We start from the raw sequence: 20,886 nt of genomic DNA on the forward strand, positions 1-20,886 counted from the left end.
CGCCCTGAGCGCGGTGGGGACGGATGCCTAAGGCTTTTTTGGCCAGCTCGGCACTTCGCGGCGCACGCCGGTCGGCATCGCCTGCGCAGGCAGCTCACCCCAACTGCCCTGCGCGCCTCGGGTGTGCGGTGCTTGCGAAGTGCCAGGCGGTGGCGGCCCGGAAGACGCTGGAGGCGGCGGCGACTGATCACGACGCCGATGGCGTAAGGCAAATTCGGCCACAGCCTCAATATCCTGCTCCTCGATTTGCCCGACGCCACGCCACGCGGCATGAGCCCGCGCAGCGCGCAACCAGACCAGATCGGCGCGCATGCCATCGACGCCCGCGGCAAAACAGCGTTCAGTAATGAGTGCCAGCGAACGGTCATCCAGCTCGATACCGGTCAGCAATGAGCGCGCCCGCTCGCAACGTTGTTTCAGCGCATCCTGCTCTGGCTGCCATTGCATGCAGAACGCCTGCGGATCGGTGTCGAAATCCAGACGGCGACGAATGATCTGACTGCGCTCGGCAGGCTGAGTCTGCCCGCTCAGGGCCACGTTAAAGCCGAAGCGGTCGAGCAATTGCGGGCGCAACTCACCCTCTTCCGGGTTCATGGTGCCGATCAACACGAATCGGGCCGGGTGACGATGGGAGATACCGTCACGCTCTACGAGATTGACGCCGCTGGCCGCCACGTCCAACAACAGATCCACCAGATGATCGGCCAGCAGATTGACCTCATCGACGTACAGCACGCCGCCGTCAGCCTTGGCCAGCACGCCGGGCGAGAAGCGTGCGCGGCTTTCGGACAACGCGGCGTCCAGGTCCAGCGTGCCGACCAGTCGCTCCTCGGTGGCCCCCAACGGTAGCGTCACAAACTGCCCGCTGGCGAGCAGATCCGCCAGGCCGCGAGCCAGCGTCGATTTGGCCATGCCACGCGGACCTTCGATCAGCACGCCGCCGATGCGCGGATCAATGGCGGTCAGGCACAGCGCCAGCTTCAGGTCATCGGCACCGACCACGGCGGCCAGAGGAAAATGCGGAGTGTCGGTCAGACTTGGGTCGGGCAGCATCATCAGTTCTCTTCTATATCCAGCAGCAGGTTTTCCAGGGCTTGCTGATAATCGCCCGGCTCCTGCCAGAGGCCGCGCTGCTGCGCTTCGAGCATGCGCTCGGTCATGTCGCGCAAGGCGTCGGGGTTGTGTTGTTCAATGAACTCGCGAGTCGACGGGTCAAGCAAATAGGCGTCGGCCAGCAGCGCGTACTGGTGATCGTCGATCAGTTCGGTCGTGGCATCGAACGCGAACAGAAAGTCCACGGTGGCAGCCATTTCGAACGCGCCCTTGTAGCCGTGTCGCTTGACCCCGTCGATCCACTTCGGATTCGCCGCACGCGAGCGGATCACGCGGTTCAGCTCTTCCTTCAAGGTACGGATTTTTGGCAGGTCCGGCTGGCTGTGGTCGCCGTGATAGCTCGCCGTTTTTTCGCCGCTGAGGGTTTCGGCTGCGGCAAGCATGCCGCCCTGAAACTGATAGTAGTCGTTGGAATCGAGCAGGTCGTGCTCGCGGTTGTCCTGGTTCTGTACCACTGCCTGCACCTGAGAGAGCCGTTGGGCAAAACGCTGCCTGGCCGGCGTACCTTCGTCGGACGCGCCATAGGCATAACCGCCCCAGTTCAGGTACACCTCGGCCAGGTCTTCACGACTCTGCCACAAGCGGCCATCAATGGCCGACTGCACACCCGCTCCGTAGGCGCCAGGCTTGGCACCGAAAATCCGCCATCCGGCCTGACGGGCTGCTTCGTCGTCGCTCAGCCCATCGGCCACCAGCTTGCGCCGCTCGTCACGCACTCTGGCAGCCAGCGGGTTCAAGTCATCCGGCTCGTCCAGCGCCGCCACGGCCTGTACGGCCGCGTCGAACAGGCGAATCAGGTTGGCAAAGGCGTCGCGAAAGAAGCCGGAAACCCGCAGCGTCACGTCCACGCGCGGCCGGTCCAGCAGGCTGACCGGCAGAATCTCGAAATCATCGACACGCTGGCTGCCGGTTGCCCAGACCGGACGCACCCCCATCAACGCCATAGCCTGCGCGATATCGTCACCACCCGTGCGCATGGTCGCCGTGCCCCAGACTGAAAGGCCCAACTGGCGCAGATGATCGCCGTGATCCTGAAGATGGCGCTCCAGCAGCAGGTTGGCAGATTGAAAGCCGATCCGCCAAGCGGTGGTGGTCGGCAGATTGCGCACGTCCACGCTGAAGAAATTGCGCCCGGTCGGCAATACGTCCAGCCGCCCGCGACTCGGTGCTCCGCTGGGTCCGGCGGGCACGAAGCGGCCACTCAGAGCATCGAGCATGCCCTGCATTTCACCCGGGCCGCAGGCATCGAGCCGCGGCGCGACCACTGTGCGCAGACTGTCGAGAATCAGGATAAGGTCTTCGTGCCCGTGCAGACCTGGCAAATCCCGACCTTCGCACACCTGCTCGATCAATGCGGCGGCGTAAAGCTCAAGACGTTCCCGCGCATCGCCAGCCGTGCGCCAGGGGTCGGCGCTCAACGCCAGCAGTTCCGGCGGTCGTGGCCCCTGCCACGGGTCTGCGAGCTGGCAGTCCAGCGGGTCGAAATCCAGTTCGAACGCCTTGCTCAATGCACGCAGCAGACTCGATTGAGCGCCACGCCCATCCCCACGCGGAATACGCAACAGGGCCAGCAGTGTGTCGGTACGCAAGCGCCCTTCGGGCGATTCGCCGAACACATGCAAGCCATCGCGAATCTGCGATTCCTTGAGATCACACAAATAGGTGTCCAGACGCGGCAACCAGATGGCCGCATCGGCGTCGCTATTGGTCGATTCGCCCAGCGCCAGTTCGACATCGATGCGGGTTTCGCGCACCAGGTTCAAGATGTCGCGCTGCAGTTCACGGGCGCGGCGCGGATCGAGCAACTGCGCTTCGTAATATTCGTCGGCCAGCAATTCCAGATTGCGCAACGGGCCGTAAGTTTCGGCGCGGGTCAGTGGCGGCATCAGGTGGTCGATGATCACGGCCTGCGTGCGCCGCTTGGCCTGCGCACCCTCTCCCGGATCGTTGACGATAAAAGGATAGATATTCGGCATCGCACCCAAAACGGCGTCCGGCCAACAGTTCTCGGACAGGCCGACACCTTTGCCAGGTAGCCATTCCAGATTGCCGTGTTTGCCGACATGCACCACCGCATGCGCGCCATAGGCCTTGCGCAGCCAGAAATAGAACGCGAGGTAGCCGTGCGGCGGCACCAGATCCGGGTCGTGATAGACCGCGCTGTGGTCGACCTGATAACCGCGTGCAGGCTGAATGCCGACGAACGTCAGGCCGAACCGGATACCGGCCACCATCATGCGTCCGCTGCGAAACATCGGATCGGCATGCGGAGCGCCCCAACGTGCGTTCACCGCCTCGCGGTTGGCCTCGGGCAACGCGTCGAAGGCTTCCAGGTATTCATCGAGCGCCATGCTCTGCTGACACGGACGCAGATCGATGCTGTCCAGATCATTGGTAACGCCGCCAAGCAATTGCCTGATCAATTCAGTACCGCTGTCGGGCAGTTCGGCCAGCGGATAACCCTCAGCCCGCATGGCGCGCAAAATGTTCAACGCGGCAGCTGGTGTGTCCAGCCCGACGCCATTGCCGATGCGGCCATCACGGGTCGGGTAATTGGCGAGAATCAGCGCCACACGCTTGTCGGCATTCGGCAGACGCGCCAGTTGAATCCAGCGTCGTGCCAGTTGTGCGACGAAATCCATGCGCTCGGGATGAGCGCGATAGCACACGACATCGGACTGGCTGCGCTCACTGCGCCAAGCCAGGTCTTTGAAGCTGACCGGCCGGCTGATGATCCGCCCGTCCAGTTCCGGCAAGGCAATGTGCATCGCCAGATCGCGCGCGCCCAACCCCTGCTCGCTGGCTTGCCAGGCGGGCTGATTGTCTTGCGCGCAGATCGCCTGGATCACCGGCACATCGCGCCTGAAAGGCCGCAGATGCGGCGCTTCCGGGCTGGACTGAGCGAAGCCCGTAGTGTTGAGGATCAGCTCGACGCCAGCCTCATCCAGCCAGTCCTCGACCTGAACGAAGCAGCCTGGCTCCTTGAGACTGGCAACCGCAATGGGAAGCGGATTGAGCCCCTGCGCTTGCAGCCGTAAGCAGAATTCGTCGATGAACCCGGTATTGGCCGCCTGCAGGTGCGAGCGATAAAACAGCAGCGCCGCCACAGGCTGATCGCTGCACCAGTCAGCCTGCCAGTCGGCCAGCGCAGCGGTTGCCCGCTGTGGATGGTAAACGGCGGTTCTTGGCAGCGGCTTGGGGTCCGACCACGGATAATCGCGCCCCAGCCAGGTGCTGGCCATGCAGTTATACAGATCCAGCGCGTTCTGCAGACCGCCCTGACGCAAAAACTGCCAGAGCCGCTCGCAGTCCGTGGCCGCAACGGTGCTCAAGTCAATCAGCTCAGGATCGGGCCGGTCACAGCCCGGCACCAGAATCACCTGAACGCCTTGTCTGGCCAGCTCCATCAGCCGCTCGACGCCATAGCGCCAGTAGCCCACGCCGCCGTGCAGGGAAATCAGGATGACCTTGGCGTGGCGCAGCACTTCATCGACGTACAGGTCGACGGAGGCATGGTTCTGCACCTGCATCGGGTTGGCCAGACGCAGGCTGGGATAATCATCGGGCAATTGCCGGGCGGCCTCGGCCAGCAACGCCAGGCTTGAATCGCCACTGCAGAGAATCACCAGCTCGGCCGGGGTCTGCCCCAGGTCAGCGATGCTGTCGTCGGGGACGAATCCGCCGGGCTGGGTTCTCAGCAGATGCATGGGTCAGCCTGCGATCGCGGCGTTGAGTCGGGCTTCCAGTGCTGCAGCGTCCAGCTCCTGACCGATCAATACCAGGTGGGTGGCGCGTTCTTCATCGGCACGCCAGGCACGGTCGAAGTGCTTGTCGAACCGCGTGCCGACACCCTGAATCAGCAGCCGCATCGGTTTGCCGGGAATGGCCGCAAAGCCTTTGACGCGCAGGATTCCGTATTGCACGACCAATTCGTTCAGCGCGTTGAGCAGCACGGATTCTTCCGCCTGCGGCAGCGTGATGGAGATCGAATCGAAGGCTTCGTGATCATGGTCGTCGTCTTCGCCATCATGATGATCGTGGTGAGTCTTGCGAGCGTCGATGTGCACTTCGGACTCGGCGCCGACGCCCAGCAGCACACTGATTGGCAAACGACCATTGCTGGCCTCAATCACCTTGACCGCTGGCGGCAGCTCTTCGGCCACTTCGGCGCGCACGGCAGCCAGGCCTTCGGCGTCGATCATGTCGGCCTTGTTGAGAATCACCAGATCGGCGCTGGCCAGTTGGTCGGCGAACAGTTCGTGCAATGGCGATTCATGATCCAGATTGGGGTCCAGCTTGCGCTGTGCATCGACCTGATCCGGGAACGCTGCGAAGGTGCCCGCCAGAACAGCCGGGCTATCGACCACTGTGATGACCGCGTCGACCGTGCAGGCGTTGCGGATTTCAGGCCACTGGAACGCCTGAACCAAGGGCTTGGGCAGCGCCAGACCGCTGGTTTCGATCAGAATGTGGTCCAGATCGCCACGACGGGCCACCAGCTCACGCATCACCGGGAAGAACTCTTCCTGCACCGTGCAGCACAGGCAGCCATTGGCCAGCTCATAGACACGGCCATTGGCTTCCTCTTCGGTGCAGCCGATGGTGCACTGCTTGAGAATTTCGCCGTCGATGCCCAGCTCGCCGAACTCGTTGACGATCACCGCGATGCGTCGGCCTTCGGCGTTATCGAGCATATGCCGCAACAGGGTGGTTTTGCCCGAGCCCAGAAAGCCGGTGACGATGGTGACGGGAAGCTTGGCCAGTGTTTTCATCAGATGCCCTTTGGCAATGCGGCGGGCAGACAGGACGAGAACCGCGTGCAGCGCACAGGGTTCGGATCGCCACCGGATCACCCCGCCCGGTTGTAGTGAGAATTCGCAGGCGTTGGCCCGGTTCAAGGCAGGTCTCCTGGCTTACGGCGGCGTATCGCGGGCGTTGAAAGCCGCGTCGATACACACTCATCGCGCCTTCCCGCCTGAGCAGTGGCTGTGCGATGAACATGACCGTTTACAGTTGCGGGGGCAGCTGCGGCATTGACCGCATTCCCGTCTTAGCTTGGCCTGAGCGCTGGGCTGCAAGCGAAGAACCTCGAACCGGCAAGGCTACGCAGTGACCGCAGGCAGGTCAATCGTTGAGATTGACGTTGCCCTGTCACGCGTGATCTCCTGTGCGCCTTGTTACGGGTGCCCCTCACGGGGTGAAACGGGAAACCGGTGCGCTTGGTTCATAGAGCAAGTCCGGTGCTGCCCCCGCAACGGTAAGCGAGAGGAAGTCAGATCCACTGTGCGCAGGCATGGGAAGGTGACTTCGAAGGACGGCGCTCCATTGCCAGGTCCCCTCGCGAGCCCGGAGACCGGCCCGCTACGTTTTCAAATGACACACCCGCGGTGGGCGGGCGCCGTTGAAACCTCTGACGTTCGTCAGTGGGTATCTGTGCGCATGGCCCACTGTCACCCAACGACTCCAGAGGGAACGCCATGACGACCATCAGCTCCAGCCAGTCGGCAGCCGCCAGCTCCACCCGCACCCAACGCCTCACCGCCGCGATCAGCGCAGCCCTGCTGGGCGCATGCCTGGTGTACTTCGCCGGGTTTTCGCACATCGCCGCCGTGCACAACGCGGCGCACGACACCCGTCACAGCGCCGCCTTCCCTTGCCATTGAGGACACCGCAATGTTCAAGCGAATCGTGCACACCGCAGGCTTCACCGGCCTGCTCGCCGCGCTGCTGCTGACCCTGTTGCAAAGCTTCTGGGTCGTGCCGTTGATCCAGCAGGCCGAAACCTACGAAAACGCCCCTGCCGAACAGGCTCACGAACACCCGGGCGGCGCTGTAGCCGAGCACAGTCACGTACACGAAGAAGCGGCCTGGGAGCCGGAAAACGGCTGGCAGCGCGTGCTGTCCACCACTGGCGGCAATCTGGTTGTCGCAGTGGGTTTTGCACTGATGCTCGCCGGACTCTACACGCTGCGCGCGCCGGGCAACACGGTTCAGGGCGCATGGTGGGGACTGGCCGGTTTTGCCGTGTTCGTGCTGGCACCGACCCTCGGACTGCCGCCAGAATTGCCGGGAACGGCCGCCGCCGAATTGAGCCAGCGCCAGTTCTGGTGGATCGGCGCAGCAGCGTCGACCGCCGCCGGTCTGGCCTTGCTGGTGTTTGGCCAGAACCTGCTGCTCAAGGCACTGGGCGTGGCCATTCTGATCGTGCCGCATGTCATCGGCGCGCCGCAGCCGCTGGTTCATGAGAGTCTGGCACCTGAAGCGCTGGAGTCGCAGTTCATCATCGCTTCATTGCTGACCAATGCCCTGTTCTGGGTAGCACTGGGATTGATCAGCGCCTGGCTGTTCCGCCGCAACAACGTCGAGCTGCAGCATGCCGGACTGCATCAGGCCTGAATCCTCGGCCCAGACCGCACCCGTGATGGTGGCGGGCCTGGGCTGTCGGCGCGGCTGCACGGCACAACGGTTGCGCGAGCTGCTGGAGCAGCACTTGAGCGCACGCGGGCTGGATGTCCGTGCTGTCACAGCCCTGGCTTCCATCGACCTTAAAAGTCAGGAGCCTGGCCTGCTCGAGCTCGCCGGGCAACTGGCCGTGCCACTGGTGTTTTTCAACGCCGCGCAACTGGTGTATTGGGATCTGCACCTCACGCATCGGTCTGCGCAGGTGCTGCAGACGACCGGCTGCCACGGCGTGGCCGAAGGCTCGGCGCTGGCTCTGGCGGCGCAGCTTGGCGATGGCAGCGCCACGCTGTTGATCGAGCGCCAGAAAAGCTCAGACGCGACATTTGCCTTGGCATCCAGCCACGTCCCCGGCGGATAATCCCCGCATAGCCCTTTTCTGGAGACTCCATTGACTGTCTTTTTCATCGGCGCAGGCCCCGGCGACCCGGAGCTGATCACCGTCAAGGGCCAGCGTCTGATACGCAGTTGCCCGGTCATCATCTATGCCGGCTCGCTGGTGCCGGTCGCGGTGCTGGAAGGCAATCAGGCGGTGCAGATTGCCAACAGCGCCGAACTGCACCTGGAGCAGATCATCGAACTGATCAAGACCGCACATGCGCAGGGCCAGGACGTTGCCCGCGTGCACTCGGGCGACCCAAGCCTGTATGGCGCCATCGGCGAACAGATCCGCCATTTGCGCGAGCTGGGCATTCCTTTCGAAATCATCCCCGGCGTGACTGCGACAGCGGCGTGCGCGGCGTTGCTGGGAACCGAGCTGACGCTGCCGGACATCTCGCAAAGCGTGATCCTGACCCGCTACGCCGACAAGACCTCGATGCCGCCAGGCGAAGAACTGGCAAGCCTGGCGCAACATCGGGCGACGATGGCGATTCATCTGGGGGTCAACAACCTGCCGCGGATCATCGAAGACCTGACCCCGCATTACGGCGCGGATTGCCCGATTGCCGTCGTTCATCGCGCCAGCTGGCCGGATCAGGACTGGGTGCAGGGCACTTTGGCCGATATCGAAGAAAAGGTTAGGGCCAAAGGTTTTCGGCGCACGGCATTGATACTGGTCGGTCGAGTGCTGGCGGACGATACGTTCAGCGAGTCATCGCTGTACCGGGCAGGTCACGCACATTTATTCAGGCCTTGACCAGCAGCCACTGTGTTTTGCCGCGCGCGTACGCGTCATCGGGTTTGAACACGATTTCGCTGAACCGGGTCTGGGACTGTGTCGTTGACTGATGAACCGGAGCAGATCGCGCAGGTGCCCCGCTCGTCTGCGGCTCTGGCGTGATGTCGCTGCCAAAGTGTGGAAACGGCTCCTGCGCCGCCCAACTGCCAGCCGCCAACAGCAACAACACAAACACGCCCGCGATAGGTTCCTTGGGTCCACACATTGTCATTTCCTCCAGTCGAATTACGACGGTTCAACACACCAGGACTGACCGAGCGTAAACACTCGAATGTCGCAAGCGTGTGATGACGTCAGCCTGCCAGCACGCTACGGGACGTTCAAACTTCAGCGTTCACTCGAACGGTTCTTCGCCTTCCAGCTTGGTGCGGTGCATCATGCGTCCGCACGCCGGGTCGTACGCTTCGGCGCGGTGCATGGTGCCAGTGTTGTCCCAGATCACCAGATCACCCACCTGCCATCGATGGCTGTAGCTGAACGCCTCGCTCGTCGCCCACTCACGAAGCCCGACCAGAATCCGTGCGCTTTCGCCACGGCTGGTGCCCACCACCTGCTGGGCCGTGCAGCCCAGAATCAACGACTTGCGTCCCGAACGATGCTTCCACACCAAGGGCAGCTCTTTCTCACCGATGGATTGCATCGCCTCGAGCGTGGCGAGGCCGGGTTCCGGATTGTAATAAAAAAGCGACTCCCAGGGCGCATGCACAACGCGCATGTCGGCATATCTCAACTTGTCGGCCGCCGACAATGCCTCGTACGCCGCATACGTATTGCAGAACCCGGTATTGCCGCCCCAGGTCGCTGCGACTTTGCAAGACAACAACGACGCCAGAATCGGCGCGTCATTGCGCGTGCCGTCGATGTGCCAATAGAGCGAGCCTTTCAGAAACTCGGCGCCGGCCGGGTTCTCTCTGGCATCCAGCGTAATCCGCGTGACATTCTGGCCATCGCTGGCCTCCGGCGAAAACGTGCCCAGCGTGCGTGTGAACGCGATCTGCTCGGCATCGCTGAAATCGATACGCGGAAAAACCAGAACGCCGCGCTGCTCCAGCAACTCCCGAATCCCACCCGCCAACTCACCGCCCAGCAGCTCATCCTTGCGATTGAAAATACGATCGCCGATGACCGGCTTGATCGGTTGGTGATGCAGGTACTCTTTCGAAGTGGCTAACATGACGCGACCCTCTTCATAAGTGAACTTAACGGTACGCTTATGGAGAAAACCCTGCAAGCTGTTCTTCGCGGCGAATCTTGAACGGGCTTCGATAACCGTGCAAAGATCACGCATGAATCAAATTCCACCGAACAATTGCCATCACCACCACGGACCTGACTCAAGGTGCCGCGGTTGCTCGCACGCATTGATTGCTCTTGAAACCTGAGCATCAATGCATCCAACCAAGGCGCCCAGGGCGCCTTTTTTATTGTCTGTAAATCAGGAGACACTCATGACCATGCTACGTGGAACCCGTATCGTCACCGGCCAGGAAGCCGCAACCTTTCGTCAGACCGAGAACCTGTTTCGGAGCTATCTTCATCGAAGCAGGTGCTGAGGAGGCAATACTTCCTGCGCTGTGGGGTCAGGACACGTTTATCGAAAAAGCTGGCGGCAGCGAGATCATTGGCCAGATGTGGGCCTTCAATGACAAAGCGGGACGACCCTGCTGCGTCATTCCCGAAGCCACTGCACTGTTTCAGGAACAAAACCGCACCCTCCTCGGCCCTCGTTCATCCGCCCTGTTCTTTTACGTTGCGCGCTGCTATCGGTACGAGCGCCCCCAAGCCGGACGCTACCGTGAATTCACGCAGCTGGGGTTGGAGATTCTGGGGCCGGACCCGCAGCAGGCGCTACAGCGCAGTCAGCAAATATGCATCGGCTTCCTCAACTCAATCAGACTCGAGTACGAACTCAATGTCTCAGTCAAACGAGGTTTGAGCTATTACCTCGAAGGCAACGGCTTCGAGGTGCTCTGCCCTTGGCTGGGGGCGCAACAGCAGGTAGTTGGCGGCGGCGCATACCGCGAAGGTGCTGGGTTCGGGATCGGCCTTGAGCGTCTGGTGCTGGCGTTGCAACGTACGTGATACACGAAGGGGCAAGAGGCCTGGACGCGCACCAAGGGTCGCGGCCGGGCACGCTTGCCCGTTCTGATTGTCCTAACCGTTCAGTTCTAGCCAGGAGACATCCATGAAAGTCGGCATCATCTCCGATACTCACGGTCTGCTGCGTCCCGAGGCCATTGCCGCGCTACAGGGCTGCGAGCAGATCATTCATGCCGGTGACATCGGCAGCGCCGAGATCGTCAAGCAACTGGCGTCCATCGCCCCGCTGCATATCGTGCGGGGTAATAACGATGTGGACTCGCCCTGGGCCAACGACATTGCCGATCACCTGTATTTCGAACTTGGCGGCTGGCCAACAGTGCTGGTGCATGACATCGCCGACGTTACAGCACTGCTCCAGACCAACACCCGGCTGGTGATCACCGGGCATTCCCACAAACCGGTGGTAGCGTGGCGCGGGGAACAGTTGTACATCAATCCGGGCAGCGCGGGACGGCGTCGTTTCAAACTGCCGGTGACAGTGGTTTTGCTGGACGTCCAGCCCTCCTCGCTTGAGCCGCGTCTGGTGCAGTTGCTGGATTGAGGGAGAGAGTCTGATGACGTTGCATACGGGTCTGACCTACATATCACGCCCCATCAACCACTGCTCCATACCCCATGCATCGAAACGTTCCAGCGGTTGCCAGCCTCGTTTGGCGTAATACCTCTGTTGATCATGGGTATGCAGGTACAACCGGGTCACACAGCATGACCTGGCATGGTTGCAGATACCCTCGATCAACCCGGCCGCTAGTCCCCTGCCCCTCGCTTCTGGCCTGACGAACACGCACGCCAGCCACGGGCCCAGATCGGGGCGATCAGACAGGTCGTTATCAGCGAACGCTGCACCGCCCAGCAATTGACCGTTCTCAAGAGCGATCAGGCATTTCCACTCGTCGTTGTACTGGCCTTCGGCAAACTCATGCTGCCACTCAGCCAGCGATTGCTGCGCGAACTCGTAAGTGAATTGTCGATGCAGCCACTGCGCCATGGTGTCGCTGAGGTGCATGTGGTTGATGAGCCAGTCCAGGCGTTGCATGCAAAGTCCCTTGGTGACAATGAGATTGAGTTTAGAGTTGAAGATAGCCGCTGTGGGACGCATGGGGAGAAATGGCGTTTACGTCCATGGCCAGACACGGTTGTTCGATGTGTACTGAAAGGCAGTCAGCAGTTGTCGGGCGCTGACCCGCCTCTTATGGGTGTCGTCCATGAGCGCAAGACGCAGAACGGACCAGCAGCCAGCGGGAAGACTGCTTGGTTTTTTTAAAGTTGAGGTATCGGCGCTGCTGTTTGACTCGATGTCGCTCAATTCGATAAATGCCTTCCTTCCGATGGCCATTTCAAAAAGCACCCTTGCAATGGCGTAGATGTCCGCCTGCGTGGTCAGCGGAGCGCCCTGACGCACTTCCGGCGCTGTGTAGCGATCGGTCCAGGCGTTCAGTCGTTGCCGATTCAGCCGGGGCAGTCCGGGCAATATGCCGTCGCCGGGCTGCCCAAGGCCGAAGTCGAAAAGCTGCGGGCCTTTTTCCGTAAGCATGACGTTGCCCGGTTTTAGATCACCGTGCAGTACGCCTTGCTCATGGATGTGCGTCAGGGCACTTAACAACGCAATCGAGATCTTCTGGAGTTCGTCCCATGGCAAGCCGCTTTCGTAACGGTTCAGCAGTCGATCCAGACTCGGCCCTTTCATCAGTTCAAGCGTCATGAAGGCTCGGTTCGAATCAGGATCGATATCGAACGCGTAAGGACGAACCACGTTGGGGTGATGCAGGTGACGCATCAAGGCAAACTCGCGATAAAGCACCGCGCCTGCATCCGGAGCTTGCGCAAGTGCTTCGTTGAGCATCTTGATGGCCACGCGTGCATCGGGTTCACCTACCGTTTCATGCAACAGATCGCGTGCTTGATAGACGGCACCCATGCCCCCCGCCCCGAGCAGTCGCTCGATTCTGTAACGACCAGAGAGCAGATCGGGCATTTTGTGATGCCCGATCGCACGCGAGTTAAAAGCAGTCGTCATCAGAGCTGTGCGGGCATGCGTAATTCACGCAGCACCGACATGTCGAAAGGATTTGCCGAACGCTGGCTGAGCAGCAGGTAGTTAGCCCGCATTCCGCCGACGTCAGCCTTGAGCACCAGAACGTCACGGCCTTTGAGTGGCTCGGTCTGCATTAGATCCAGCAGACGGAACAGCGACCATGGCCCCGTGTTTTTCTCGATGCCCACCGGGCGTCCCGCCATTCGGTCCAGCACCAGGCTGGCTCGACCGTCTTCGACCTCGGTCGGCCAGGTAAACGCGACAGGCACGATGGGACCGTGGCGATACTCTACGGACTGATTACCGAGGCGGAATTCAGCGCGACTGACATTCGAGTCCAGGGTATATGGCTCAAGCTTGAATTTCACCAGCGGCTCCTGGGTGCTACCAACAAGAAAACGCTCGCGAATGGCGTGCACTCCGGCCATCTGATCCAGATAGGCGCGGCTCATCGGCAGACTGAAACCGTCGATGCTGCGCAGACGATAGTGTCCTGGCTCGCCACTGACGAAGGACTTCAAGTAGTTGTCAAAAAAGCGCTCGGCAACACCCTGATGCCTGAAGAACTCACGAAAGTCATTGAGCGCAACGTCGCTGCTGCTGTGCGCATAAAACGGATATCGTTTGTCGAGGGACTGTCCATAGAAACTGTAGAGTTCCTCTTTGTAACGCTGATTGACGTACTGGTACGACTGGTGCAACACAAAGCTCCAGACATCTTCCGCCAACTTGCTGAACCCGTTACCGACAGGCTGCGGTAATTGCGCAGCCGTATTGCGCAAACTGCTCAGCGCATCGCGCTGTCCGCTCATGCGATTGCGCGCCATCTCGAACGCAGCCACTTCGGGTTGGCCCGAACGGGCCAGGGCCGCCATCTGCATCTGCAGGTCATCCAGTGCCTTGAACATTGATGTCAGTCCGGCACCCGGCGCATTGTCCTCAACCAGCAACTTGTGCAACGGTTCGAAGCGGCGTTGCAGCGCCCGTTTGGCAGCATCGGGCAAGCTTTCAGCCAACCCCTGCCGGACCTGTCCGCCTACCGTCGAGGCGATCTTGGCCAACCCGCCGGGCGGCGCTTCTGTCTGCCCTGCGTCGGCTGGTGCATCGACACGCTCGGCCGGCGCTGGAAAACGGGTATTTTCCCGAACCTCGACCAGCAACTGCAACAAGGGCGAATGGGCTGTCGTCAGGCCAGCCATCAGCACTGCGGCCTGTCTTGAACCCTCAAAAGGTTGCAGCGACACCCGACCGAGAGCCTCTGACCAATGGTTGGCGTAATCGCGGAAATAAAACTGCTCAAGCTCAATCATCAACCTGCGCATGTCAGCGATACTGAGCGCCTCACTTTCACCTAATACCCAGTTGTCCTGCAGAATCTCACTGACCACATCGAAGCCTCGCGTCAGGAAATACTGCTGATAACCGTGGCGGGTGTAAAAGCCCGGAATCCGGTAGTCAACGCCCTCCAGCAACTGGCTCTGCGGACCGAGTTTCTGGGCCAGGCTGTACTCGGGCAGGCTGCGCGCCTTGTCGCGCAAAACCCGATACACCACACCCGCCAAGGATTCGTCGCGCAGAACCTGTTGCGTGTGGGCCACAAGACGTTCATTGCCAGGGTAATCGAAAGGCAGTTCAAGCAGCCGCTGCAAGTGCTCGTTCAACTGACGCTGCGCCAACGCATGGCCGGCATAACGTACGGACCAGTCGGCAGTGATCCAGTCTTTCAACCAGACGCGGTCGCGCCGATCCGGCCGGGTGAGCATCAGATAGGCGCGCAGACTGCCCATCATCTGCTCACGATCCGTCGTATCAGCCTGCATCTGCGTTTCGAGCAACTGCGCTACCCGAGGTAACAGCCAGCGCTTTAGTTGCGCGTGGTAGCTGGCAAGCAGTGACTCGTTGACCGCCTTGCCCTGATAGAGACCGTTGCGCTCGTACACGGCGAGACCAGAGGTATCAGGGAACACGCGGGTGGCCTGATAATGCGTATTGAGCATTTCCAGCAGCATCAGCGCGTCGTCCTGAGATTTTACCGTCGAATGCTGTCTGACCACCTGCTGAGCGGTGATGCGCAGTGCTTCCAGCCGATCGTGGTTGGCACTGAATCCGGTGGTCCATAGCAGGCCCGAAGCAACGACCGCCAACGCTGCGGTGCCGTAGATCAATCGCTGTCGCCAATCGAGTCTGCGGCGCACCTCCTCGTCCAGCATTGCCAGATCGGACTCCGCAAAGATAACCCTGGTCAGCAAGTCATGAATGAATCTCGGACGCCCGGCATGCCGCAAGGGCAGATCATTAGCGTACTCATGGTCTGCGCTTTGCTGTGGCGCGGCTTGATGTTCGATCCGGTGCGGTGCGCGTGTCAGGTAAAACCCGCGCAGATGAGTGGCACGCTGGTAGCGGTTTCCCGAGAAAGACATCTCGATGAAGATGTTCAGGGCGTGACCGATACGTCCCAACTGCTCGGGAAACTCCAGCATTCGTCCGCGTCGCTTGATATCTCGCTCTCGATGAAGCCGGGTGATGACCTGACTGCTCAGTCTTTTCAACAGCGCCCCGAAGGCCTTTTCAACGACGCTGACATCACTGCCCCGCTCGTCCTTGCGGAAGGTCGATCCCAGCACCTGCCGGCTCTCTTCCTGAGACAACTGGTCGAAAAACTCATCAAAGCCCTCTAAGGCGTCGGCCTTGGTCAGCACCAGATACACAGGCACGTCGACGCGTAACTGCCGGTGCACCTCGTCCAGACGGCAACGAACCGTTTCAGCCAGAGACTCCAGTCGAGCCGGATTATTGTCGGTCAGCACATCGACCGGCAGTGTAACCAGCACGCCGTTGAGCGGTCTGGCCCGTCGTCTCTCCCGCAGCAGCGATAAGAGGGTTCGCCATGCACTGTTGTCGATTTCAGGCCGGGGCTGGGTCAGATAGCGACCTGTGGTATCCATGATCACGGCCTGATCGGTCAGATACCAGTCACAGCAGGCGGTGCCTTTCATGTCGCGTGTAAGCTTGCGCTCCGCTTTGTTGAGCGGGAAATCGAGACCGGAAAAATCCAGCAGACTGGTCTTGCCGCTGCCCTCCGGGCCAACCACCAGGTACCAGGGCAGTTCGTGACGCCAGGCCTCGTCATGGCTGTCATAGAGACTCGATCGGTTGATAAGACGCACGGCATCTTTGAACCGACGACCTAGTTCCTGGCGCTCCTCATCGATCAGAAGGTCATGCCGCAGACGCTCCCTTCCCGCCTCGCTCTCTTGCTGTTGGCGCTGACGCTTGCCCGCACGTGCGTTGACAAACACCATTGCCAACCCCCAGATCAGCAAAAGCGAACTGGTAGCGAGCAGGCGCGATGTGGCACTTTCCCAGAACCTGTAATCCGCCACGGCGAGCAGTGGCCCGAAAAACCAGACCAGCAAAATAACCCCTAGTACCAGCAACAAAGACCAGACCCAGGTTTTGCGCAGAACGGACAACAACTGTTTAAAAATAATCTTCATGGTGCTTTCCGGTTTTTCGGCTGCGGCTCAAGCGTCGCTGAACCCACTGACTGATAGGGCTTGAGGACGGTCTCGCGCTGCTTGCCCAAGACCCACGCAAAGCCCGAATACATCACCGTCAACGTCATCAGCGTAAACATCGCCACCAGCCATAACGGAACGAGCCGCGGCTGTTGCACGCCTGTTTCCGAAGAGCCATGCCAATGAGGTGACAAGGTAAGCGGCACATCGCCCCGCAGTTGGCGTATCTGTCGATGAAGGCCATCCCGGATGCCCTCCAATTCGTCACCGCCCCGGTGATCGACCCGATATTTGCCTTCGAACCCCAGCGCCAGACACAAGTACATCAATTCGAGCATGTGTAGGTGCCTGAGCGGATTGCTGCCGAGTCTGTCCAGCAGTTGGAAAAACTTTTCGCCGCCGAAGGTTTCTTTGTGAAAATGACTCAGCAGGCTCATGGTCGACCAGTCGCTGGTGTTGCCCCAGGGAGTGGTGAGCACCGCTTCGTCCAGCACGGTGCACAGCACATAGCGAGCCGCCAGCATCTGGTCGTGCTCGATGGCCTGATGCATCGCGTGGACCTCAAACTGTTTTACCTGCTCGATCAACTGCCTGTTCAACGGACGCACATCCCCGACAGCGGGCGCAGTATTCAATCTTGAAAGTTGCCCGATCAGTTCACTGGCTGCGGCCACCAGCGGATTGATGTGAATGTCGGGGCGTGTCTCCGGGGCCAGACTGGCGCTATAGGCCAGCCGTTCCTGAAGACGCTCGAAGGGGTGCGGGTCGGCTGTGCGAGTCAGCCGCTCGTAAAAACGATCACCTGAGCGCTTACCGTGCAGCACGGTCAGGTCATCACGGTCGGTTTGCATATTCGGTAACCTGTCCATTAGTGTCTGATTGCCCAGAATTGCAACTCAAGCCCGGAAAAATCCCCCGATACGTGAAAGGCAAAACCACCGGATGTATCGACCTGCGACTGTTCATGGTCGCTGAGTTCCAGGATGAAATAGGTCTTGTTCGAGTGAAAGGGGATCTGTCGCGGCGCCACTGCCAGCGGTCGCAGACGGATGCCCGGCAGGTGCAGGCTGACCAGTTCGCGAATGCTTTCCACCGAGCCGACCTTCAGGTGCGACGGCAACTGATTGCGCAGTTCTTCAGCGTCACACTGCGCCCGAGCGGCGAGCACAAACGAGGCCGAGCCAAGCAACTGTCGATCTACGCGCGGGGAAACCAGCACACCGTACTGACGGGTCTGCAGTTCCAGCTCAATCGCATGTTGCTCCAGCACCATCGAAAGCGCCTGTCGAATGGCGTGCATCACTTTCCCGAACGTTGCACCCTGGTCGTTGTGTTGATACTGGCTGTCCAGTTGCGGTCGTTTGCTCTGCGTCCCGAAAGTCGCCAGCTCGCCCAGCAACGCCAATAGCGTGCGATAAAGGATTTCCGGGTGAACATCGCGGGTCGCCAGGTAGTGCTCAAGAACCGGCTGCACGCGATTGATTAACTGCAGCATCATGAAGTCACCGACTTCGACACCGCCAGCCTGACCACTGGGGCGCATTCGTCCGGCGATTGCATTGCCACGGTGCTCAAGCAGTCCCACGACTTCCTTGAGACACGACATCAGGTAGCCTGATCCACCTGCATTGATGAACGAAGGAACAAAATCGGCGTCGAGCCTGATGGCCATGTCAGGCGTGCTGACAAGCACGTGACACAACTTGAGTTTCACATAGGCATGCCCGCTCTGCGGCTCTTCCATTAGCAACCGGAACTCAGGTCGGGCGCAGAGTATTTCCGTTCTGGCATCCTCACCCGCATTCGAGTCGGCGACCGTGGTGGTGTAAGAGGTAAAGCGCGCCAGCACATCCGGCTGCTCGGCATTACGCACTTCGATGCAATTACCCGTAACCATCGGCAATGCCAGATAAACCGCCTTATTGGCCGTATTGGCCGGAATCTCGAGGGCCAGCGGTCTGTCCCGGTCACCCAGGTCGAAGACCGTTCCATCCGGCAGAATGCCTGATGCCTGGTTCAGCACGATCTGGCCCGAAGCGAGGAATTGCTGATCGATCTCGACCTTCGTAAAGCCCCAGACATAGCTGCCGGTCAGTTGCGAGCGCAGTCTCATCTGCTGGTCGTAGTATCGATCATTGTGCTGAAAGTGCTGCGGGCGCAGCAGCATGCCTTCCTGCCAGATAACCTTGTGCGAATTCATACTCAATTCCCTGTACTGATAGCGGCTTCGTCACTGCGGTGCAGACCTGCTTCATCAAGCGTGAACTCGGCACGTGTGAGTTGTCTGGGAGTCAGTTGGATCAGGTAACGCCAACGTGTCTCCGGCAGATTGCGATACGCGGCCAGTACACCGACATAAAGACTGCCCGGCGTCAGCCTCAGCTTCAGATCAACCCGCTCGCCCGGGCGTAGCTCAAGCTCCTCAGTGGCCACCAGATCCTGAGCGAGGGCATCTTTGCCTCGCTCATACAGAGAGAAAAAGTCTGCGGTCTGAAACGCTGCCGGATGTTTCAGTTCCATCAGGCGCAGGACGGTCGGTGACGGCCGACCATTGAGATCGGGGTTGAGCCGGTCACTGCCGGTAATGCTGATGTCCAGCCGGGTTTGCGCGGAGTAAGGCGACAGTGCGGAACAGCCACCAGACAGCATGAGCGAAGCCAACAAGAGAGGCCGCGCGAAATTCAAAGACATTGTTACGTTATCCCTGTCAGTGTGTTCAAAGAGCGTTGATCAAACGGATCTGCTGGTCGTAGGCATCTGCGAAGTCCCGGCCCCATAGCCCTGCGCTCCAGGTATCGTCCTGACTCAAAGTGCGATGGTGTTGTACGTAGGCACGCCAGCGACTGCCGGAGGTGCGAAAGCAAAACCTGCTCTCATGCTCGAACTGCCAGTGCAGCCGCTGTGGAGAGAAATGCTCCAGCGTCGAGCGTGCCATGGCCCGGCATCCGGCCATCAATGCGACTTGATGAGCCTGCGAATCGCGAAAGGATCGGGCGATCGTCTGGGCAGCCTGCGTCGGTTGACGCAGCAGAAGTTGCTTGATGACCGACTCGATTGCAGACGTTTCAAACGGACTTTCACCGTCAGATACCAGTGCACGCGAGGCTGACTGCAACTCCGACTTGAGTTCGTTGCGTGTGGATGAACTGTGTTCAAGACCTTCCAGGCACTGTTTGAACAGACGCGCTACATCGACCGCCAACGCCTCACGGCCGGATGACCCGACGCCACTCAGATCGACGTTCAGCGCATTGCCGAACTGTTGCCAGAACAGCCCGGCTCTTCCATCCGGCTGCTGAGGATAATGTCCGGAGACGTCAGGCTGCGGTGCCGTAATCAGTTCTGGCACAAGCAGGTGCTCACGCTCTACGTGCGCATGGACATCGGAACCACGGGATCTCACACGGCCTTCATCCGATGTGGAAAGATCATCGATCAAACAATGCATTTCCCCTCGTGCCTGCAAAGCAGCCAGCGGATCGAGTTCATCGACTGACTGATTTTCCGCAGAGAATGTCTGATGCTGTCTGTGGTTCTGACTGCGCTGGAGTTCAACTAACCGTGCGCGCACTTCGAGACGTCCGAACAGGTAGTTATCCCCGTGTCTGACGCGCCTTTTCTCTCCCGACTTGATTCTCTCCACGCCATTGACCAGCGTTCCATTACTGCTGATATCCGTCAGGTAGAAGGCGTCGCTTTCATAGCTGACACGTACATGCTGTCTGGATACATGACGGGCCTGATCCTCGATACACCATTCGCAATCATGGCTGCGACCTGCGACACCACCGCTCGGTCCGAATGTCCAGGACCGCGCGCAACCCTCTCTAAGTTCCAGAGGATTGGATACTTCAAACACCAGTTCCATTGACATGTCTCTTCCGATCAGTGTTCGTGATGGGTATAAATCGAATCACCCAAGGCCCGATAGTCTTTATCACTGAACTTCAATGGGCTGCTGCACCCCACCATCAGCGTCGATAGAACACATAAAAAAAGCACAGCAATCCGGTGACTGGATGTCATCAGAATTCTCCATAGCAACTAATATCCGAACGATGAGGTACACCTGAACGCGCTATTTTCTAGCGCTGTTAATACCCAGATGAGCCATTCGATAAAGTAAAGTGCGTCTCGATAAACCCAGCTTCCGCGCAGTCACACTTCGATTTCCATCGTTCCTGTGCAGCTGTTCGAGTAGAACGCCGCGCTCGAACTGCTCCATTCTTTCGCGCAACGTGACGGCCGGGTGAGCAGTCTGAATGCCGATGGCCAGTGGAAAGTGTTCTGGCAGTAGTTCTCCGCTCTCACTCAGCAGAACGGCACGCTCTACAAAACCTTTCAGTTGCCGGACATTTCCTGGAAAGGAATAGTCAGCCAGTACAGTGAGTGCAGATTCCGACCATCGAACCGGTTCTCGTTTTAGCGACTTGCAGGCACTTTCCGCAAAATGCCTGGCCAGCGGTTCGATGTCCTCG

The 20,886-nt window shown here is 59.9% G+C and carries 19 protein-coding genes and 2 riboswitches; of the genes, 6 read left to right on the plus strand and 13 right to left on the minus strand.

The window, feature by feature from the left end:
- Positions 1-27 precede the first annotated feature (27 nt).
- Genes BZK31_RS24165 through cobW form a run of 3 tightly spaced genes read right to left on the minus strand, consistent with a single transcriptional unit; the run spans position 28 to position 5,885 of the window.
- Complete coding sequence (locus BZK31_RS24165; protein ID WP_083185800.1) at positions 28-1,056, minus strand: magnesium chelatase ATPase subunit I; 1,029 nt, start codon at positions 1,054-1,056, stop codon at positions 28-30.
- Positions 1,056-4,820, minus strand: coding sequence for a cobaltochelatase subunit CobN (cobN, locus tag BZK31_RS24170; protein WP_083185801.1), 3,765 nt, complete (start codon positions 4,818-4,820; stop codon positions 1,056-1,058). Before cobN ends, BZK31_RS24165 begins: the two co-directional genes overlap by 1 nt.
- A 3-nt stretch (positions 4,821-4,823) precedes the next feature.
- Complete coding sequence (gene cobW, locus BZK31_RS24175; protein WP_083185817.1) at positions 4,824-5,885, minus strand: cobalamin biosynthesis protein CobW; 1,062 nt, start codon at positions 5,883-5,885, stop codon at positions 4,824-4,826.
- A 109-nt stretch (positions 5,886-5,994) separates the two neighbouring features.
- A riboswitch (cobalamin riboswitch) is annotated at positions 5,995-6,219 on the minus strand.
- Positions 6,220-6,277: 58 nt separating this feature from the next.
- A riboswitch (cobalamin riboswitch) is annotated at positions 6,278-6,489 on the plus strand.
- A gap of 101 nt (positions 6,490-6,590) precedes the next feature.
- Between cobW and BZK31_RS24180 the strand changes: the two genes are divergently transcribed.
- The 4 genes from BZK31_RS24180 to cobM are packed head-to-tail and all read left to right on the plus strand — an operon-like array spanning position 6,591 to position 8,710.
- Positions 6,591-6,776: a CbtB domain-containing protein gene (locus tag BZK31_RS24180; protein ID WP_083185802.1), complete on the plus strand. Its 186-nt coding sequence runs from the start codon at positions 6,591-6,593 to the stop codon at positions 6,774-6,776.
- 10 nt (positions 6,777-6,786) lie between these two features.
- The gene (locus tag BZK31_RS24185; protein ID WP_083185803.1) at positions 6,787-7,509 is read left to right on the plus strand and encodes a CbtA family protein; all 723 of its coding nucleotides are present in this window, start codon (positions 6,787-6,789) and stop codon (positions 7,507-7,509) included.
- Positions 7,487-7,933 carry a cobalamin biosynthesis protein gene (locus BZK31_RS24190; protein ID WP_083185804.1) on the plus strand — a complete coding sequence of 149 codons (447 nt, stop codon included), beginning with the start codon at positions 7,487-7,489 and terminating at the stop codon, positions 7,931-7,933. The genes BZK31_RS24185 and BZK31_RS24190 overlap by 23 nt, the downstream gene beginning before the upstream one ends.
- Before the next feature lie 30 nt (positions 7,934-7,963).
- Complete coding sequence (gene cobM, locus BZK31_RS24195) at positions 7,964-8,710, plus strand: precorrin-4 C(11)-methyltransferase (protein WP_083185805.1); 747 nt, start codon at positions 7,964-7,966, stop codon at positions 8,708-8,710.
- Here the strand turns inward: cobM and BZK31_RS24200 are convergent.
- Together BZK31_RS24200 and BZK31_RS24205 are read right to left on the minus strand one after the other, a co-directional pair.
- Complete coding sequence (locus BZK31_RS24200) at positions 8,700-8,957, minus strand: hypothetical protein (protein ID WP_083185806.1); 258 nt, start codon at positions 8,955-8,957, stop codon at positions 8,700-8,702. The genes cobM and BZK31_RS24200 overlap by 11 nt on opposite strands.
- 129 nt (positions 8,958-9,086) lie before the next feature.
- Positions 9,087-9,926: a TauD/TfdA dioxygenase family protein gene (locus tag BZK31_RS24205; RefSeq protein WP_083185818.1), complete on the minus strand. Its 840-nt coding sequence runs from the start codon at positions 9,924-9,926 to the stop codon at positions 9,087-9,089.
- Positions 9,927-10,282: 356 nt separating this feature from the next.
- Between BZK31_RS24205 and BZK31_RS24210 the strand changes: the two genes are divergently transcribed.
- Both BZK31_RS24210 and BZK31_RS24215 read left to right on the plus strand, forming a co-directional pair.
- The gene (locus tag BZK31_RS24210; protein ID WP_244182726.1) at positions 10,283-10,834 is read left to right on the plus strand and encodes an ATP phosphoribosyltransferase regulatory subunit; all 552 of its coding nucleotides are present in this window, start codon (positions 10,283-10,285) and stop codon (positions 10,832-10,834) included.
- A 103-nt stretch (positions 10,835-10,937) separates the two neighbouring features.
- Positions 10,938-11,396 (plus strand): metallophosphoesterase family protein, encoded by a 459-nt coding sequence (locus BZK31_RS24215; protein WP_083185808.1) that lies wholly within the window; start codon positions 10,938-10,940, stop codon positions 11,394-11,396.
- A 36-nt stretch (positions 11,397-11,432) separates the two neighbouring features.
- On the opposite strand, the gene BZK31_RS24220 is transcribed toward BZK31_RS24215, so the two are convergent.
- The 8 genes from BZK31_RS24220 to BZK31_RS24255 form a co-directional block, all read right to left on the minus strand.
- On the minus strand, positions 11,433-11,891 hold the full coding sequence (locus BZK31_RS24220) for a GNAT family N-acetyltransferase (RefSeq protein WP_083185809.1): 459 nt from the start codon (positions 11,889-11,891) through the stop codon (positions 11,433-11,435).
- A 78-nt stretch (positions 11,892-11,969) separates the two neighbouring features.
- On the minus strand, positions 11,970-12,830 hold the full coding sequence (locus tag BZK31_RS24225; protein WP_244182725.1) for a serine/threonine-protein kinase: 861 nt from the start codon (positions 12,828-12,830) through the stop codon (positions 11,970-11,972).
- A 41-nt stretch (positions 12,831-12,871) separates the two neighbouring features.
- Positions 12,872-16,387 (minus strand): type VI secretion system membrane subunit TssM, encoded by a 3,516-nt coding sequence (tssM, locus tag BZK31_RS24230; RefSeq protein WP_083185811.1) that lies wholly within the window; start codon positions 16,385-16,387, stop codon positions 12,872-12,874.
- Positions 16,384-17,259, minus strand: a complete 876-nt coding sequence (icmH, locus tag BZK31_RS24235; RefSeq protein ID WP_083185812.1) for a type IVB secretion system protein IcmH/DotU — start codon at positions 17,257-17,259, stop codon at positions 16,384-16,386. Before icmH ends, tssM begins: the two co-directional genes overlap by 4 nt.
- Before the next feature lie 17 nt (positions 17,260-17,276).
- Positions 17,277-18,608 (minus strand): type VI secretion system baseplate subunit TssK, encoded by a 1,332-nt coding sequence (tssK, locus tag BZK31_RS24240; protein WP_083185813.1) that lies wholly within the window; start codon positions 18,606-18,608, stop codon positions 17,277-17,279.
- Positions 18,609-18,610: 2 nt separating this feature from the next.
- Positions 18,611-19,099 carry a type VI secretion system lipoprotein TssJ gene (tssJ, locus tag BZK31_RS24245; RefSeq protein ID WP_083185814.1) on the minus strand — a complete coding sequence of 163 codons (489 nt, stop codon included), beginning with the start codon at positions 19,097-19,099 and terminating at the stop codon, positions 18,611-18,613.
- 25 nt (positions 19,100-19,124) lie between these two features.
- Positions 19,125-20,276, minus strand: a complete 1,152-nt coding sequence (gene tagH, locus BZK31_RS24250; protein ID WP_157900785.1) for a type VI secretion system-associated FHA domain protein TagH — start codon at positions 20,274-20,276, stop codon at positions 19,125-19,127.
- Positions 20,277-20,486: 210 nt separating this feature from the next.
- Positions 20,487-20,886, minus strand: a 400-nt coding sequence (locus BZK31_RS24255) for an AAA-type ATPase lid domain-containing protein (protein ID WP_279628818.1), incomplete at its 5' end; no start/stop codon positions are given.

The organism is Pseudomonas floridensis (assembly GCF_002087235.1).
Lineage (GTDB): Bacteria > Pseudomonadota > Gammaproteobacteria > Pseudomonadales > Pseudomonadaceae > Aquipseudomonas > Aquipseudomonas floridensis.